The organism is Chitinophaga sp. Ak27 (assembly GCF_012726295.1).
Taxonomy (GTDB): Bacteria; Bacteroidota; Bacteroidia; order Chitinophagales; family Chitinophagaceae; genus Chitinophaga.
In genome coordinates, this window is record NZ_JABAOB010000001.1 from 704,704 (window position 1) to 721,416 (window position 16,713).

At 45.5% G+C, this 16,713-nt stretch carries 16 protein-coding genes; 7 read left to right on the plus strand and 9 right to left on the minus strand.

What is annotated here, in order from left to right; all coding sequences use genetic code 11:
- Positions 1 to 213 precede the first annotated feature (213 nt).
- Positions 214 to 1,191 (minus strand): FecR family protein, encoded by a 978-nt coding sequence (locus tag HGH90_RS02740; protein WP_169190336.1) that lies wholly within the window; start codon positions 1,189 to 1,191, stop codon positions 214 to 216.
- Between the two features lie 110 nt (positions 1,192 to 1,301).
- Positions 1,302 to 1,886 (minus strand): RNA polymerase sigma factor, encoded by a 585-nt coding sequence (locus tag HGH90_RS02745; RefSeq protein ID WP_168763475.1) that lies wholly within the window; start codon positions 1,884 to 1,886, stop codon positions 1,302 to 1,304.
- 138 nt (positions 1,887 to 2,024) lie between these two features.
- Here HGH90_RS02745 and HGH90_RS02750 point away from each other — a divergent pair, with 138 nt between their 5' ends.
- On the plus strand, positions 2,025 to 2,528 hold the full coding sequence (locus HGH90_RS02750; RefSeq protein WP_211172574.1) for a heme-binding domain-containing protein: 504 nt from the start codon (positions 2,025 to 2,027) through the stop codon (positions 2,526 to 2,528).
- Positions 2,529 to 2,534: 6 nt separating this feature from the next.
- Here HGH90_RS02750 and HGH90_RS02755 read toward each other — a convergent pair whose 3' ends face one another.
- The 3 genes from HGH90_RS02755 to HGH90_RS02765 form a co-directional block, all read right to left on the minus strand.
- Positions 2,535 to 3,080, minus strand: a complete 546-nt coding sequence (locus HGH90_RS02755) for a hypothetical protein (protein ID WP_168763476.1) — start codon at positions 3,078 to 3,080, stop codon at positions 2,535 to 2,537.
- A gap of 243 nt (positions 3,081 to 3,323) precedes the next feature.
- A complete protein-coding gene (locus HGH90_RS02760; RefSeq protein ID WP_169190337.1) occupies positions 3,324 to 4,013 on the minus strand; it encodes a GlxA family transcriptional regulator in 690 nt (229 codons plus the stop codon).
- A gap of 116 nt (positions 4,014 to 4,129) precedes the next feature.
- Complete coding sequence (locus tag HGH90_RS02765) at positions 4,130 to 5,311, minus strand: FecR family protein (RefSeq protein WP_168763478.1); 1,182 nt, start codon at positions 5,309 to 5,311, stop codon at positions 4,130 to 4,132.
- 465 nt (positions 5,312 to 5,776) lie between these two features.
- Here HGH90_RS02765 and HGH90_RS02770 point away from each other — a divergent pair, with 465 nt between their 5' ends.
- Genes HGH90_RS02770 through HGH90_RS02780 form a run of 3 tightly spaced genes read left to right on the plus strand, consistent with a single transcriptional unit; the run spans position 5,777 to position 12,172 of the window.
- Positions 5,777 to 9,289 carry a SusC/RagA family TonB-linked outer membrane protein gene (locus HGH90_RS02770; protein ID WP_169190338.1) on the plus strand — a complete coding sequence of 1,171 codons (3,513 nt, stop codon included), beginning with the start codon at positions 5,777 to 5,779 and terminating at the stop codon, positions 9,287 to 9,289.
- Positions 9,290 to 9,305: 16 nt separating this feature from the next.
- Entirely contained in the window at positions 9,306 to 10,691 is a 1,386-nt protein-coding gene (locus tag HGH90_RS02775) for a RagB/SusD family nutrient uptake outer membrane protein (protein WP_169190339.1), read from the plus strand.
- Positions 10,692 to 10,693: 2 nt separating this feature from the next.
- Positions 10,694 to 12,172, plus strand: coding sequence for a peroxiredoxin family protein (locus HGH90_RS02780; protein ID WP_169190340.1), 1,479 nt, complete (start codon positions 10,694 to 10,696; stop codon positions 12,170 to 12,172).
- A 42-nt stretch (positions 12,173 to 12,214) separates the two neighbouring features.
- Here HGH90_RS02780 and HGH90_RS02785 read toward each other — a convergent pair whose 3' ends face one another.
- From HGH90_RS02785 to HGH90_RS02800, 4 genes are all read right to left on the minus strand, one after another.
- Positions 12,215 to 12,505 carry a hypothetical protein gene (locus HGH90_RS02785; protein ID WP_168763482.1) on the minus strand — a complete coding sequence of 97 codons (291 nt, stop codon included), beginning with the start codon at positions 12,503 to 12,505 and terminating at the stop codon, positions 12,215 to 12,217.
- 88 nt (positions 12,506 to 12,593) lie between these two features.
- Positions 12,594 to 13,043, minus strand: coding sequence for a MauE/DoxX family redox-associated membrane protein (locus HGH90_RS02790; protein WP_168763483.1), 450 nt, complete (start codon positions 13,041 to 13,043; stop codon positions 12,594 to 12,596).
- A 373-nt stretch (positions 13,044 to 13,416) separates the two neighbouring features.
- Entirely contained in the window at positions 13,417 to 13,908 is a 492-nt protein-coding gene (locus HGH90_RS02795) for an energy transducer TonB (RefSeq protein WP_169190341.1), read from the minus strand.
- Entirely contained in the window at positions 13,842 to 14,171 is a 330-nt protein-coding gene (locus tag HGH90_RS02800; RefSeq protein WP_168763485.1) for a hypothetical protein, read from the minus strand. Before HGH90_RS02800 ends, HGH90_RS02795 begins: the two co-directional genes overlap by 67 nt.
- Positions 14,172 to 14,437: 266 nt before the next feature.
- On the opposite strand from HGH90_RS02800, the gene HGH90_RS02805 reads away from it, so the two are divergent.
- The 3 genes from HGH90_RS02805 to HGH90_RS02815 are packed head-to-tail and all read left to right on the plus strand — an operon-like array spanning position 14,438 to position 16,713.
- The gene (locus HGH90_RS02805; RefSeq protein WP_168763486.1) at positions 14,438 to 14,563 is read left to right on the plus strand and encodes a cytochrome c oxidase subunit 2A; all 126 of its coding nucleotides are present in this window, start codon (positions 14,438 to 14,440) and stop codon (positions 14,561 to 14,563) included.
- Positions 14,564 to 14,575: 12 nt separating this feature from the next.
- Complete coding sequence (locus HGH90_RS02810; protein ID WP_168763487.1) at positions 14,576 to 15,028, plus strand: cytochrome C oxidase subunit II; 453 nt, start codon at positions 14,576 to 14,578, stop codon at positions 15,026 to 15,028.
- A gap of 5 nt (positions 15,029 to 15,033) precedes the next feature.
- Complete coding sequence (locus HGH90_RS02815; protein WP_169190342.1) at positions 15,034 to 16,713, plus strand: cbb3-type cytochrome c oxidase subunit I; 1,680 nt, start codon at positions 15,034 to 15,036, stop codon at positions 16,711 to 16,713.

The following is a 16,713-nucleotide window of genomic DNA, read 5'->3' on the forward strand; positions in this document are numbered from 1 at the left end:
ATAAGCACAGGGTTTCCCCAGGAAAAAATTCATACTTTTACCTTGTTAATTAGTTAATCCTTCGGGTTAGTTAATGACAGCGATGATATGGATCGGTTTCTCAGGCCAGGTTTCATATCTATCACACCTTAAACCGGGTACGCGTGCGTGATCCGGTTTTTTTTATGACGTGCATTAAGTAAATCTTTCTCTCATCATGTCAGTTTTAGTAGGTCAGGAAATATTAATAGTACCGTTTCGTGTTGCTTTGAAATGCAGGCCATATACCTTACTTAATATCTTCAGGATATCCTCCAGGGACTGATGCGGATCGAAGGTGCCGCTGATCTCCATATTCTGCAAAGGGGCAGCCGTTATCCGGAACGTCTTACCATAGCGATGCTGCAGCGATATCACCACTTCAGTTAGATGGTCTTTCTCAAAACAGAGTCCTCCTTCCTTCCATCGCATAATGGACTGTGCAGGCACATTTCTAACCTGCTGCGTGCCCTTGTCGATGTTGACGCGCAATTCCTGGTTGGCGGTGAGCAATACTGCATGTGAGCTATCGACGCCCTGGTATACGGCCACCTTGCCGGAAGACACGGTCACTTTATAAGTATTGGGTGCGGTATAGGAACGGATGTTGAAAGTGGTGCCGAGTACCCGCGTGCGGTAGCCATTACTTTCAATCAAAAAAGGATGTTGCGGATCCTGGTGTACATCAAAGTATGCCTCCCCTTCCAGGTATACTGTTCTATTGGTGCTGAATTGCTCCGGGTAGCGTAAATGGCTGCTTGCGTTTAACCAGATAATGGAGCTGTCGGTAAGCGTAATTTTTGATAGTTGCCCCGCCCGGGTATATAGATCGAGGTATTTAACCGCAGGCGTGCGCGCAGGCATTTTAGATCTATACCACCATCCACCTGCTACCATCACGGCAGCGGATATAACGGAAGCGGCTAAACGCCACCTGATGCGGCCGGGTTTCATGGCTACTACCTTGCCGGCGTTTTCTGCCTCATAAGCCTGCACCCGCGCCTGCACGCTGGCAAAAATATCATCTCCCGACGGACGCTCATCATTGGCGCCTCCCTGTGGAGGTGTATACCATTGGTCGAACCAGTCGTTTACCTGTTTTGCTTCCTCCGGCGAAGCCTGGCCGGCAAGATACCTGTCTATCAGTGGTTGTATTGTATGATCTTCCTGCATGTAAATAAATTGACAGCCTGGTGATCGGATATTTCCCGGCACCAATTACATTTACCGCAAGTGCACACAAACACCTACGCGCAGCCATGTTAAATTAATATGAACAACTATTATTTGCGGAGAGAGAGGATCAACAGGATGGTGATATAATCTTTCAGGCCCACCTTCATTATTTTCAGGGCTTTTACGAGGTGGTTATTGACTGTTTTCGGAGAAATATTCAGCGTATCTGCTATCTGCTGGGTGTTCAGGCCACGGATGCGGCTTAACGTAAATACTTCGCGGCATTTTTCGGGTAGCAGGTGAATGTATTGATTCACCATCGCATTGAGCTCATTGAAGGATAACTGATCGAGGGTATTGTTGGTGACTACGGTTAATGGCGCCTGTTGCAGGTATTTGTGATGCGACGACTGCTTACGCCAGGCATTCAGCAGCTGGTTTTTCATCACCCCATACAGCCAGGCCCCTACCGGCTTTTCAGGGTCCAGGCTTGCCTTGTTCATCCATAGCGCAACAAATACTTCCTGGGTAATTTCTTCCGCCAGCTCTTTGATGCCCAGCTTATAGTAAGCCAGGTCGTACTGCTTCTCCCAATAAAAGTTATAAATATCCCGGAAAGCTTTTTCATCTCCGTTCTTCAAACTTTCTATCAGCAAAAATTCACCCGGAAGTCTCCCCATTTCGATATCCATAAGATCAATTTCCAGCCAAAAGTAATCAGCTGTGGAAAAACTGCATATCAATTTATTGTTAACATATTTTTCAAACTTCGGAGACAGAATTTCTAAAATGCCAGAGATTATTTTACCTTCAGGTTATAAATAATTGTCATGAAAATCATCAAAAAACTTCTGTGGGTATTACTGGGCATATTGCTCATCATCCAGTTCTTTCGTCCGGCGCCCAATGTATCCGCCACTGTGAGCGATCATGACATTATGAAAGCCTACCCGGCTTCCCCGGAGGTACAGGCTATATTACAACGCGCCTGTAATGATTGTCATAGCAACAATACCGTTTATCCCTGGTACTCAAAGATACAGCCGGTAGCATGGTGGTTAGACAATCATATTAAAGAAGGGAAACGTGAGTTGAACTTTAGCGAATTCCTGGGTTATCGCATTGCCCGTCAATATAAAAAAATCGGAGAAGTAGCCGAAGAAGTGAATGAAGGCGATATGCCCTTATCTTCCTATACACTGGTACATACCAACGCAAAGTTGAGTGCTGACGAGAAAAAACAATTGAACGACTGGTGTGATGGCATCCGTGCAGCGATACAGGCAAAGTACCCGGCCGACAGCCTCGTAATGCCTAAGCGGAAAAAAGCTTAGCGGCTATTAAAATACCACACCCAGTGTAAATACATTGGCATTGACAGACCGGGTGCCGAAATTAACCGACTGCCCGTCTTCTGCAACGCTTTTAGGAGACCTGTATTTATATCCCCGGTACACATAGGAAACAAAAACGCCCATGGTATTGAAGTGCCAGGCCACGCCGGCGCCGGCGCCATAAAAGAATTTGCCCGATTGGTTATAGGTAATGGGTTGTTGCCCTCCGCCGGTTGACAGAGGTACATTTTCGGTACGGTCTACACTGTATACATTATATCCAAACTGTCCGTTGATATAGGGCTCGATGTATTTAAACCGGTGCTTTACTTTCAGATCCGCAAATACCGGCATGAGAGTGCGGCCTTCAAAGGAGGTAACTTCTACTCCTGGCCCGATACCTATGGCATTAAACAGTTCGACGTTACCGGTTAATCCTCCTCCAATACTACCATCATGCGCCATTACATACACATACCCGCTCAATAACTTATTGATTTGGGCAAATCCTAAAGCGGGCAACAGCAATAAACAGCATAATAACTTTTTCATAACTGCCTTTTTATCGGGTTCTTTCTTGTGTAACAGCCAGCTAATCGATATTGTTGCCTGTTACAAGGTCCAATTTGCTAAAAAGCCCTGCAAATATGCCGCTGTATGCCCATATACAGCTACATATCTACAGGAACTTTAAATAGCGTTTTTTAGCAGGCCCGTATATTTGCTAAAAAACCGAAACAGGATACAATATTAGATCCCCCAGGTGACAACCCTATGTCAGCAGTTCGCTAAAAATTATTTCAATGGCCAGGGCTCCTGGTGGTGTGGCGTATACTGGATAATCTTTGCCACCAGCGCCGCTATGGCCGGTCCACTATACCTCTCCACTATATACAATGCGCCATCGATACCAGACGATACGCCCGATGCGGTGACCAGGCGACCGGCATCCACGTACCGCACATCCCGTACCAGCCGGACACCGGGATACCGCGTCCCGAAGTCCGTTGAAGCGTACCAGTGCGTGGTAGCCGGCTTATCTTTGAGCAGCCCGGCCTGTGCCAGGAAATAAGCGCCGGTACATACCGACATGGTTATACCGGCCCTGTCCGTTAACTGCTTCAGCCATCCCATAAAAGCGGTATTACTCATGAGGGTGTCGATGGTTTCCAGTGGCGCGCCGGGAATCACCAGGATGTCTGGCGGCGGAGAGGCCCCCCGCCCGGTGTACTCAGGCTGTATCGTGATGGTGTTACGTTCCGTCGATACCATTCCCGTTGTCATTGCCAGGGTATATACCTGGTACTTACCACCGGTAACCCCGGCCGCCTTTACAAATACGTCAGTAGCGCCGGCGAAATCGAGTAATTCCACGCCAGGGTATAGCAACACCGCTACGCGGTATACTTTGCTGGTGTCTACCTGGGCATTACTTCGCGCAGCAGCGCCAAGTAAGAGCAGAAAGAAAAGATATTTCTTTAGCATAATAACAGCTTTGATGAAGGCATAAAATTATACCTGCATAGCAGAGATGTGGCTTTACAAAGCGGGATAAGTCGTTAGAAAAACGGGGAATATGAAACGATTGGGTGGATGTCGTTTTAATTTAAAATAACCTGTCCGGGACGGACCTGGTAGGTAACTTGAGTAACGGCGCTCAGGTTATCCAGGAATATTTTGATGTCTTCATCTTTGTTCACACCGCCGGTAAACCGGAGGTCTACCAGGGAGGCGCTGTTATTCACCACTATGGACACGCCGTACCATCTTTCCAGTATTGCTTTGATTTCAGTGATGCCTGCATTCTGGAAGAAATAGCGACCTTCTTTCCAGGACAGCTCTGTGTCTGAATTTGTGTTGTGTACCTCAATCCCATTGTTGCTGATTGTTGTAGCGGTGGTACCGGCTTTCAAGAGCATCTTTTGCTTTGCCGTCTGGATATTCACGGCGCCGCTTACCAATGCTATCCTTGTATGATTACTATCGTACGTATTGACATTGAATGCGGTTCCCAACACCTGTATATCACCGTTCCTGGTATGTACTATAAACATACGACCGGGATCTTTGGTTACGTCAATATAGGCTTCTCCGTTAACCCAGATTTCTCTTTTACCTCCAGAAAATGTTAGGGGCAGGGATATGATGGTATTGGCATTTATTTGCAGGTCCGACCCATCGCTTAGCCTAAGGTTAAAAATCTTGCCGGGTGGTACTATCAGCTGGCCGGTTCCATTCATCGCTGCGGGTGCTTTCACCAGGAGCCCTCCTGCGCTGCGATCGAACTGAATGCCGTACTGGCTGAAATGTGTCCTTTCGTCGTCCAGGTTGATACTCCTGCCATCCGGGAGTATCAGCCGGGTGTTTTCCTTGCCTGGCTGCGCCTGACCATTAACAGCTAGTTTGGGTTTAGCCGGGGCGAAATAATTCCCTTTGTATGCTAAAAGAATGATCGCCAATAACGCGGCAGCAGCTAATAAGGCTACTATGCCGCCTTTGGGGGATGCCAATATGGATAACGGCCGATGCCTTTTTCCTTCTATTACTGGTGCCGGTCTTTCGATGGGGGCTAATGGTTCCCATAAGCGATCATCATGGAGCCTGGCAAAATGGCTGTCGACGTCTTCATGAGCATAGCGCAAACAAAACTCCTCCCACCTGGCCTTTAAGGCCGGGTCGTCTTCCATCATTTCGTTTAAGCTGTTCAATTCCCGGTCGGGTAAAGCATTCGACAGCTTTAATGTGAAATAAATTTCTATTTCTTCCTCGGTAAGTTTACCCATGATATCTTTAAAAAACGCAGTACCCTTGTTAATCTTTACTCCTAAGCACAATCTATATATTTCATTTTCAGGGATTTGATGGCATAACTAAAATGCGCATCAACCGCATAGGTGTTTACTAACTCAGATATGGCAATTTCACTAAATGTTTAAAGTTCTGGCTTAATAATGCCGCCCGATCCCCCATAGTACAGCATATAGCGCATTCCAAAAGTTAACAGGGTTGTCAAGCTGGCTATAAGCGATAAAATTCTCTTCCCTATTTACTAACGAGATAAAACCAAAAATGGTTTTTGGACGTACTTATTTAATTTGGTTAAAGGTTTGTTAAGTGATAGGCGGACAGGCGTAGCGGGCAGTTCACCTGGAAATGCTTTTTTACCAAAACAAGTCAACTAAACTAACATTGTTACGCTGGTAGGGTTTTGAGATTCAACGGTGTTTCCACCACTTAATGTTTCATTTATGATCATTTTTACCTATAGAGCATTTATTATAGGGATACTTTTTTTATTTACTTTTCATACAATGGTGGCCGTCCAGCAACCAGGAAGCAGGTTACCGGACGATATACCTGTCACCCTCCGTTTTACCAACGTTGAAATTGCGGAAATTCTGAACAGCATCCAACAGCAAACAGGATTCATCTTTTTCTATAGTAACAACCTGCTCAACAACAAAGAGCGCCGCACGATTAAAGTGAGCAAGGTTCCCTTGGAACAGGCCCTGACACTCATCCTTGACATAAAAAAATTCAGCTGGGTCATCGACCGGAAACATAAGTCCGTTCGTATTGTGAGCCGTGATGTCCAACGCCCCTCACCCACTATTGCAGCCTCCGACTCCAGTGCTACCAGTACTATCACCGGTCAGGTAACAGATAAAACCGGTGCTCCCCTGATCGGCGCCACCTTACGTATAGCCGGTTCCGGTATCGGCACCCTGTCCGATGCTGATGGAAAATTCGCGCTCCAGCAAATACCTCCAAATTCGTGGCTGCAGGTTACCTTTACCGGGTTTGAGCAGCGGGAGCTCCTTATTACAGGCAGTCAACAGGACCTGCAAATAGATTTGACGCCCAGTCCCAGCGACTTAGGACAGGTAGAAGTGTTGTCTACCGGGTATCAGCAATTACCCAAAGAGCCGGCAACAGGATCGTTTGAGTACCTGGACCACCAATTGCTTAACAGGAGTGTGAGTACAGACATCTTAAGCCGTTTGGAAGGCATATCGGGCGGCGTGCTCTTTAACAAAGCGGCCAACCGGGTGGGCTTCCCGGGAAATGGAGGTGATCCCGCCATCAGTATTCGGGGCAGAAGCACCCTTTTTGCTAATACGGCCCCACTTGTTGTCCTGGATAACTTTCCATACGATGGAGATCTTTCCAACATCAATCCGAATGATATAGCATCCATCACCATATTAAAGGATGCAGCAGCCGCCTCAATCTGGGGCGTTCGCGCCGGAAACGGCGTGATAGTACTTACTTCAAAGATGGGACAACGCAATCAAAAGCCGGTTATCTCCTTCAACACCAATGTCACCGTGGCCTGTAAACCTGATGTGTATGCGATACCACAGCTAACTACCAAAGCATATGTGGACCTGGAAAAATTTTGGTTTGACCATGGGAAATACGATATCCCTCTTTCGTATATACCCTATATGCAGCAATCCCCTGTTATTGATATCCTGGACAATGAAAAAAAAGGACGCATTAGCCATGCCGATGCGGAGCAGCAGCTCAACGCGCTTTCTTCCATAGATAGCCGGAGTGACTATTCAAAATATTTTCTCAGAAAAGCCATCTATCAGCAATATGCCCTGAATATGTCTGGTGGCAGTCAAAATGACCAATACTATCTATCTGGTGGTTTTGACAGGAACCTGAACAGCGCTGTGCCCGACAATTATAATAGGTTTACCTTAAATGCTAAAAATACCTATAAACTATTACAGGAACGCCTGGAATTAACCAGCGACTTATTTTTTACTAAAAGCCTGACACGCTCCCACCCTGCACGTTACAGCCCTTCGTATCCCTATGAAAAAGTTGTTGACAGTAAAGGAAATGCGTTACCAGTTATACGGGACTTTCGCCAGGCCAGCAAAGACGAACTGTCCAACGCAGATTATCTTGATTGGAATTACTACCCGTTTAATGAACGGTTGAACGATAATAACAAAACCGATCTTTCTGACTACAGAATAAATATTGGGGTACAGTATAAAATTATTCCTACATTACTGAGCCTGCATATCAACTACCAATATCAACAAGGTAATACCGATCAAAATATCCTCATGGATCAGTCGAGCTATGCAACACGTCTGCTCATCAATGAGTTTACGCAGATTGATCCCGCTGGTAATATTACTTACCCTGTGCCGCTAGGGGCTATTTTTACCAATAACACTGTCAGCTATAAAAGTAATACAGGAAGGGTACAGCTTAATTACAATCAAACATTTTCAGCCAAACACCAGGTAACCGCCATAGGGGGGTTTGAAATAAAGGATTATAACAGTTTCAATCGCCGGACTACGCTGTATGGATACAATCCGGATAACGCGACTAACATTCCTGTTGACTATTTTACTTACTTTACCAGGCAATTTGATGGCAACCCGGACAGGATTCCCAATATGGATGGGCAGGGTGGTATTTCAGATCGTTTCCTGTCGTACTATATTAATACTGCCTACACTTATGATTACAAATACTCATTTTCCTTCAGTCTCAGGAGGGATGAATCAAATCTTTTCGGCGTAAATGCCAACCAGAAGGGAGTACCGCTTTATTCGTCCGGCGTCAGTTGGTTGATAAGCAAGGAGAAATTCTATCACCTGGAAGCCATCCCCTACCTGAAAATCCGGGTGACACATGGGTACAATGGTAACCTGAGTAAAAACCTTTCTGCATATACCACAGCCAAAGCGGATGGCCTCAACAATTATGGCGCCCCTCAACAGGTAATTATCAATCCACCTAATCCCGACCTGAGTTGGGAAAAAGTAAATATTCTCAATGCAGGACTCGATTTTGGTAGTAAGGGTAACAGGTTAAATGGAAGTATCGACTTTTATTCCAAAAAAGGGGAGAACCTCATCGGCAATAGTCCGGTAGCTCCTCAAACAGGTAATACGCAATTCACCGGTAATACGGCCGATATGCTCACCAAAGGCATTGATCTGACGCTCAATAGTATTAACGTAAAAGGCGTATTTACCTGGACCACCAACTTCCTGTTTAGCTATGCCAGGGATAAAATCACGAATTATAAACTTCAGACAGGCGTAAATAACAGCTATATCCAATCAAACTACATTAACCCAATAGTAGGGCGCCCGTATTCGGCCATATTTGCCTACGCATGGGCAGGTCTCGACAACAACGGGAATCCACAGGGGATCATCGATGGAAAGATCAGTGAAGATTATGGCGCCATCTTAAACTCCACCAACCGGGAGGGCTTGATGTATAAAGGTCCGGCAAGTCCTTCTTTTTTTGGAGGTATTCGTAACAACTTTTCTTATAAGGGCGCCGAGCTGTCGTTTAACATTACATATAAAATGGGTTACTATTTTAGAAGAGGATCGTTCAATGCCACTAACGACAGCTATCAGCAGGCCGACTACGACAAGCGTTGGCAACATCCCGGAGATGAGAAAATGACTAACGTGCCCTCTCTGATATACCCGGCCGATGATCAACGGGATGCCTTTTATAATGGCGCTGAAATACTGGTAGAAAAAGGGGATCAAATCCGCCTGCAGGATATTCAGGTAGCTTATACGTTACTACGAAAAAACAACAGGTATCTGTTTAGCAGTATAAAAATATATGGATATGTTAATAACCCGGGAATCCTATGGCGTGCCAATAAACTGAAGCTTGATCCGGATTTCGTGGGAAATGGAGGATATGTCATGCCTACTCCCACAAGCTATTCTTTTGGAGCAACCGTCAATTTCTGATACTTTAATTCTCTCTATGGCTAACTATAAAAAAAACCTGGTATTGTTGAGCTGCCTGCTTTTCGTTGCTTGTTCGAAAAGCGACTTCCTCGACAAAAAGCCCAATACCAATATTGTGATTCCTGGTACTGTAGCTGATATGATCCAGCTATTAGACAACCAGAATATCTTCAGGTCAAATAGCGCTTCCCTGGGGATTATGTCAGGAGATGAATATTACTATGCCTCCGCTGATGTATACAATACGCTGGCAACAAAAACAGAAAAAAACTGCTATATATGGAACCAGGATATTTATAATGGCGAAATTGCCATTCCTGACTGGAACCTACCCTATCAATCGATTTACTATTGCAATGCAGTACTGGAGCAGTGGGATCACCTGGCAACGGAGGAGAAAAACAGTGTGCCCGGGCAGTTTGTCAGGGGCGCTGCACTTTTTTTCAGAGGCTTCTCTTATTATAATCTTGTTTCTGTTTTCTCATCAGCCTATGATGAAAGCAAAAAAACAACGGACCTGGGCGTTCCCTTAAAAGAATCGGCTAATATCAATGAAGTTAAACAGCGTGCAACGTTAGGAGATACATATAACCAGGTAATTTCAGACCTGACATCCTCCATAGGATACTTCTCCGGTACCTTTCCCGTACAGCACCGCAACAGGCCTTCCAAAGCGGCGGCTTACGCCCTCCTGGCCAGGGTATGTTTGAGTATGCGAAATTACGCCGGCGCTGCAAAATATGCTGATAGCAGTTTATCCTGTTATAACAAGTTAATTGACTACAATACACTGGATACTACTGCCAGGTATCCTCTCACCATTTACAACGATGAACTCCTATTATTAAATGCTACTGCCGTTTACTATGGGGCTGTTTTAACAGGATCTGCCTCCCTGGTGAGCATCGACAGCAACCTAATTAACTTGTTTGATGACGACGATTTAAGAAAACCTGTTTTCTTCAGGAATGAAACAGGTACATTCATACCCAAAACAGTGTATGCAGGAAGCGGCTCATATCCCTTCACGGGGCTGGCCGTGGATGAAGTTTACCTGGTAAAAGCCGAAAGCGATGCCAGGACCGGCAGGTTAAACGATGCCATTGCCGCCATGAACACATTATTAGCAAAAAGATACAAGGCGGGCACATTTACGCCCATTACGCAGCAACCGCCCGATCAGCTATTACGCTCCATCCTGTTGGAAAGAAGAAAAGAATTGGTATGGAGAGGTACCAGGTGGACAGACTTGAAACGCTTAAACAAGGAAGGTGCAAATATTACTTTAAAAAGGGAGCTGGATGGTAAAACATTCACACTTTCCCCAAATGACCCTAAATATGTGATGCCCATTCCCATAGACGAAATAGCGATCAGCCATATCCAACAAAATATAAGATAGTTATGAAAAATTGCATACTATCAATTTTTCTGATAACTGCCTTATTACATAACGCCTTTTCAAACACCCCGGGAAATGGGGCTATCAACCTCAAAGTATTAATTTCTGATGCTTCACTTATTGGGAAAGATCTCCAGGTGGAGCAATATATCTATTACACGCCAGCTATTGTTGGAACATTTTGTAGCACCTTCACAAAAAAAATAACCGGTAAAACGCTTTCCTTTTCTATTAAACAGGATCAGCCCTTTGCATATATCAGGATTGTGCCGCCGCCCCCTTACCTGGAGATCACCGATAAGTTATTGCTGACCACGTCTGGAGATGATATTGCCATAAAACTGGACGGAGGGAAGGTTACTTTTATGGACGCCCCCCAATACCGATGTCAATGGGAATTGGCATCGGTGCCTCCCGAAACCACCTCCGAGATAACACCAGACGACGCCAGCACATTAGAAAGAAGATTCAAAGAACTGGACGGCGTAATGGCCAAGCAGCTGGCAATACTTACGGGGTACAAGACGAAGATCGATCCCCGTTCGTGGGATGTGCTCGAAATGAATGCTGTATACAAAAGTAACTCAGATAAGCTCACCTATTTCATATTTTACTTCCGGCAATCGAGGGATTCAATTATGCGAAGCAAAATGGCTGCAGTTATTGAAAAATTGATACTGAGTATCGATTCTGCAGCGGTGAACCCCTTAACAGCACTCAATTCATCTCCCTACCTATACTACCTGTATCTGAAGGAAAGATGCCGTGCAGAATCCCGTTATTTCAATAACGACCCCAATAGCGATTATGGATTTAACGAATTACATTCCAGCTTTATGCATTACTATTCCAACGTAACGCGGGACAGGCTGCTAACCACATTAATATTTTCTACTAACTTTTTTGGAAAGATAAATTTACTGGATGTCCTGGAAAAAGATCTGCCCATCATTACAGATCCTCCTAGCAGAAGTCTGCTTGTAAATAAACGCAATGCATTGGGACGGGGGAAAAAAGCCTACCCATTCAAACTACCGGACGAACATGATCAATGGGTATCCCTCGATGACTTTAAAGGGAAGGTAGTTATACTTGATTTCTATTTTAACGGGTGTACCGGATGTGCGTTCCTTGTCAGGGCAATTGAACCCGTTTACCAGGAGTTCAGGAACCATCCCAATGTGGCTTTTGTATCTATCACGATCGATTCATCTAAAGCGCTCTTCCTTGAGTCAGTAGCGTCTGGCATTTATACGCATAAAGGAGGCGTGAATCTATACACCAACGGGGAAGGAATGGAGCATGCCATCATAAAATATTATGGCATAACAGGATATCCGAAGCTTATCATCATTGGCAAAGACGGGAACATAGTTGATGGCGATCCGCCCATACCGACAAACAATGGCTCCAACGCTGCTGATAAGCTAAGATCCATTATTGCCCATGCTATTGGTACTACCGACAGCCTGCAACGATAGTATAGAGGTTACCTTTCGGTAACCTCTATACCCAGCCCGCTATCAGGGCAAATAAATCTTATTAACATTCGTTTTTACCGAACCGCCGGCGGCTAAGATTTGTGTAGCCGTTGGCGTTACGCCTGCTCCGAAATCTACCGGAGAACTATAGGCACAAATCCTCGTAGATGAACTGGCGCAATTAGCTGCATCATAGGTAGTCGTTAATTTGGTATAGGTACCATTGTTGAGTAAATTAACATAGGTGTAGTCGATACGGTGATTGGCGGCATAGGCAGTAGCCAGGCCAACGAAAACGGCTGTAGCAGCCAGGGCAAATTTTACGATTTTCATGTTTGGAAACTTTTAATGATTAACGATAGTGATTGGACCTTACTTACAAGTAATATGTTAGATTTTATGCTCGATGTTATCAGGATGGTCATATCAATATGTTCCTTTCGTTTGTCCTGTCCTCTGCTGTTTCTCTCATCAACCAAAACGCCAGCCCAATCAGGAGCATTATAGCTATATTAAGTACCAAATGCTGATTCCAGGTTAATGAAGAAATGAAGCCTCCACAAGTACAAGGGATCTTACCATAGTAGTTGAACTGTACTAACCCAATATATCCCGTGAATAACGTCATCAACATCAGGGATACATATAGCCCTATCTTTCTGGTGAATGGTATCACCAGCAGCATTACTGCCAGTATTTCTGTCGCCGGCACCGCATAAATAAGAAAGGTGCTAAACCAGGGAGCAAAAGGTTGGGCTTTCATCGTTAACACATACTCATGAAATTTCATCAGCTTACTGGCGGGAGTGTATACGAACAGGAATACCAATCCCATGATAATCAGCTCCAGCAGTACTTGTTTCTTTTTCATTGCATTGTCTTTTGTCAATAGCATGTTCGTTTTAACATCAGCTGGATGAAGAGAGGAGAATAATACACATATCGCGTGACATCATTATTATGATCGCATTTTCGGTTTTCAATTACATAAACGGCATTCTCATGACCTGGTTTCCTTAACGGCAAATAGCCTCACTTCCGACATGATAATTTCAATGCAGAAGGAATCTTGCTGGACATAGTATAATTTCCCGATTACCTTTTATTGGATAATGTTGGCATTTCTTTGTGATGCAAAACTAAATTTTGCCACTGCGCTATTTTTGCAGCGAGTAAAAATTCATACTGGGGAAACGTGGCCTGGCGGCTTTTTACTTTTGATTCAAAAAACAACTCCTCATATATTACAGCCGCAAAGGCAACACAAACAATACAGGCACAATTCTTCCCGCACAGGAGCCGGGCTTCCATCTAGGCATCTTATTCACGGCTTTTACCAATACTCGTTCCGCTGGCGAATAGTCAGCCGGCGACTTATTCAAGATTCCTACAGCTATTACTTTGCCAGTTGTATCAATTACAAAACGGCAGAAAAAGGTGAATTGCGACAGCTCTTGCTCAGGATATCTGAAATTTTTGACAAGGAACTTGGCTAACGCTACCTGCCCTCCCGGGTATTCCGGCATGTGATCTACCTGAGTAAAAACGTTCATGCCTGCCAAAGTATCGAACTGATATAGGCATGCCTTTGTATTCGCGTTGCCATAGCCCACGTGTAGAAGGGTAGTTAATATTGCGATGATAGTTAGTTTCAGCGTTCCTCCTACACCTACACCTTCACCACCGCGATCAACGCTGCCAACACTGTTGCTCCCAGCAGCAGGTAGTAAGCCCATCTCGACAACGGCCGTTTATCATAGATACCATTGATCACTCCCACCAGTAAAAATAAACTCAGCTTAGGCACGATCTTGTAATAGTTGATTACGGGATATTTCAGGGCTACCAGGGCAATCCCGGTGCACAGGACCAGGATGCCCAGGGGAAGTCCCCACTTATCTTTGGCCGGCTGTTTTATGGGAAATAAAAGCGCCAAGCGGCATAAGTACAGCAGGAAAGCACTCACGTGGATGATCAGTATAATATTGAATAACAGCATGTGAATAAAATTGATTTGTTATACCTGCAAAGCTATTCCGGCGCACCTCATTTTTGATGCACCTGGGTTAATAAATTGACTTACGTCAAAAATGACGTGGCATCCCATCTGCCGATATCGCCTGTTCAAGACAGCTATCTGGATGAAGAAACTGGCTACACGGCTAAATACGGGCCGCCAGCCAGGGTTGTCCCAACTTTTTTTACCAGGAGATAAACACTTTACTGCAATTATTTGTATTAGAAATGAACACAAAACATTCCCTTATGCAGGACCCTAACCACCCTGAAAAATTTGTTCCCAGAGGCGCTATCGCATTCTTTGTATTACTGGTAGCTATTGGGTTAGTGATTTGGTTTGGTATCTATTTTCTCATGCTTTCCAGGATCTAAATCGTCGTTGTTATGATCGATAAATTTGAGAGAAACGTTATTATCACGGCATTCTGCCTGTCAGGCCTGTTCATCTTTTCCCTCCTGTATGCTATGGGCGCCAGGAAGGCGGATGTGACGGAATGCCTGCCCTATGACAAATCGTACGAAACCGCCCGGGTAAACCAGGTCGATAAATCCACCTACCAGATCTTTTATGTGGCCAGGATGTGGAACTTCGAACCTGCTATCGCCTATATCCCCGTGGGTAGCGAAGTAGACCTGTTTGTCACTTCCCTCGATGTGGTACACGGCTTTAATATCTATAATAAAAATGTAAACCTGATGGGGGTTCCCGGCGGTGTTGCCAAAACGACCATCCGGTTCGACCAGCCAGGCGTTTACAAAGTAGTATGCCATGAGTTTTGTGGCACCGGACACCAGAATATGCAAGCCGAAATCATAGTCAATTTTCCCAAAAAATAATCACGATGAATGTCAGCAGGTTCCTCAAGAACGTTATACTGGTCGAATTATTTGTACCGGTACTGTTACTCACAATTGGTATTTACCATGGCCTCATGCAGGTGATTTACCGCGCCGGCGTGATACACCAGGCGTCGGTAGCCAAACTGGACTATTACCAGGGATTAACCCTTCACGGCGTGATCAATGCCATTGTTCTCACTACCTTCTTCGCGGTAGCCTTCGGTCATGCCACCATCGCCTTCTACCTCAAACGGGAACCTAACCCCAAAGCAACGATGTTGTCGCTCGTGCTCATGGTAACAGGCACCTTGATGGCGGCGGTAGCAATGCTATCGGGCAAAGCCTCCGTACTCTATACTTTCTATCCGCCACTGAAAGCACATCCCGCCTTCTATATAGGCACTGCTATGCTGATTGTTGGCTCCTGGGTAGCTTATTGGGATTGGGCCATCATCTATGTACAATGGAAGAAAGAAAACCGCGACAGCAATACTCCGCTCGCTGTCATCGGAACGCTGGTCAATTTCACGATCTGGTTTGTTTGCACCCTGGCGGTTGCCTATGAAGTACTGGTATTGCTGGTGCCCTGGAGCCTGGGCTGGACCACCAGTGTAAACGTAGTACTGGCACGTACCCTATTCTGGTTCTTTGGACACGCCCTGGTATATTTCTGGTTGCTACCTTCTTATATCATGTTTTACACCTTGCTACCCAAACTAGCCGGAGGCAAACTCTACTCCGGCACCGCCGGGCGCATCGCCTTCTTCCTCTTCCTCATCCTCTCCATCCCCATCGGTGTACATCACCAGTTCGGCGATCCTTCAATTGGCAGGGGTATTAAACTCACCCAATCAGTACTCACTTTCGGCGTAGCCATTCCCAGCTTTATTACCGCTTTCACCATTGCCGCATCGCTGGAACATGCAGCCCGCCAGCGTGGGGGCACAGGCCTGTACAAATGGATATGGAAACTTCCCTTCTTCCGGCAAGATGTGTACCTGTTCGGCTACCTGATCAATGGGCTCATCCTTTTTATTTTCGGTGGACTAACCGGCCTGGTAAATGCATCTTATTCACTAAACAATGTAGTGCATAACACCGCTTTTATACCCGGGCATTTTCATCTCACCGTGGCCGGCCCGGTGTTTCTCGCCATATTAGGCATGTCGATTTTTCTCGTCTCCCAGCTTACCGGCAAAAAAATATTCCTGCCAGTTATCAATACTATTATCCCCTACCTGTGGACGGTGGGGGTACTTATTTTCTCTACCGGCCTGATGTGGGGAGGGCTAATGGGCGAACCCAGGAGAACCAATATGGGCCTCACTTACCTCAACCCTGCCAGTGAACAGTTTCACTCCTACTGGGTGATTTCCAGTATGCTGGGACTCGCAGGCGGCGGCATCATGTTCATTGCCGGCTTCCTCTACTTCGTCGTCTTCTTCGGTACTTTTTTCCGGAAACCGTCCTTCGCCCCTACCATCGATTTCCCGGTAAGCGAAAGCCTTCACCCGGAAAAAAGAATCCCCCTGTTCGATACCTTCCGCCCCTGGCTGGCACTGATGGCACTCATTATACTGATAACCTATATACCGGCCATCTCAGATGCGTTGAACAACACGGGCAGAAAGGCGCCGCCCTACCTTCCCTCCGATCCTACACCTATTGTCAAGAAAAAATGA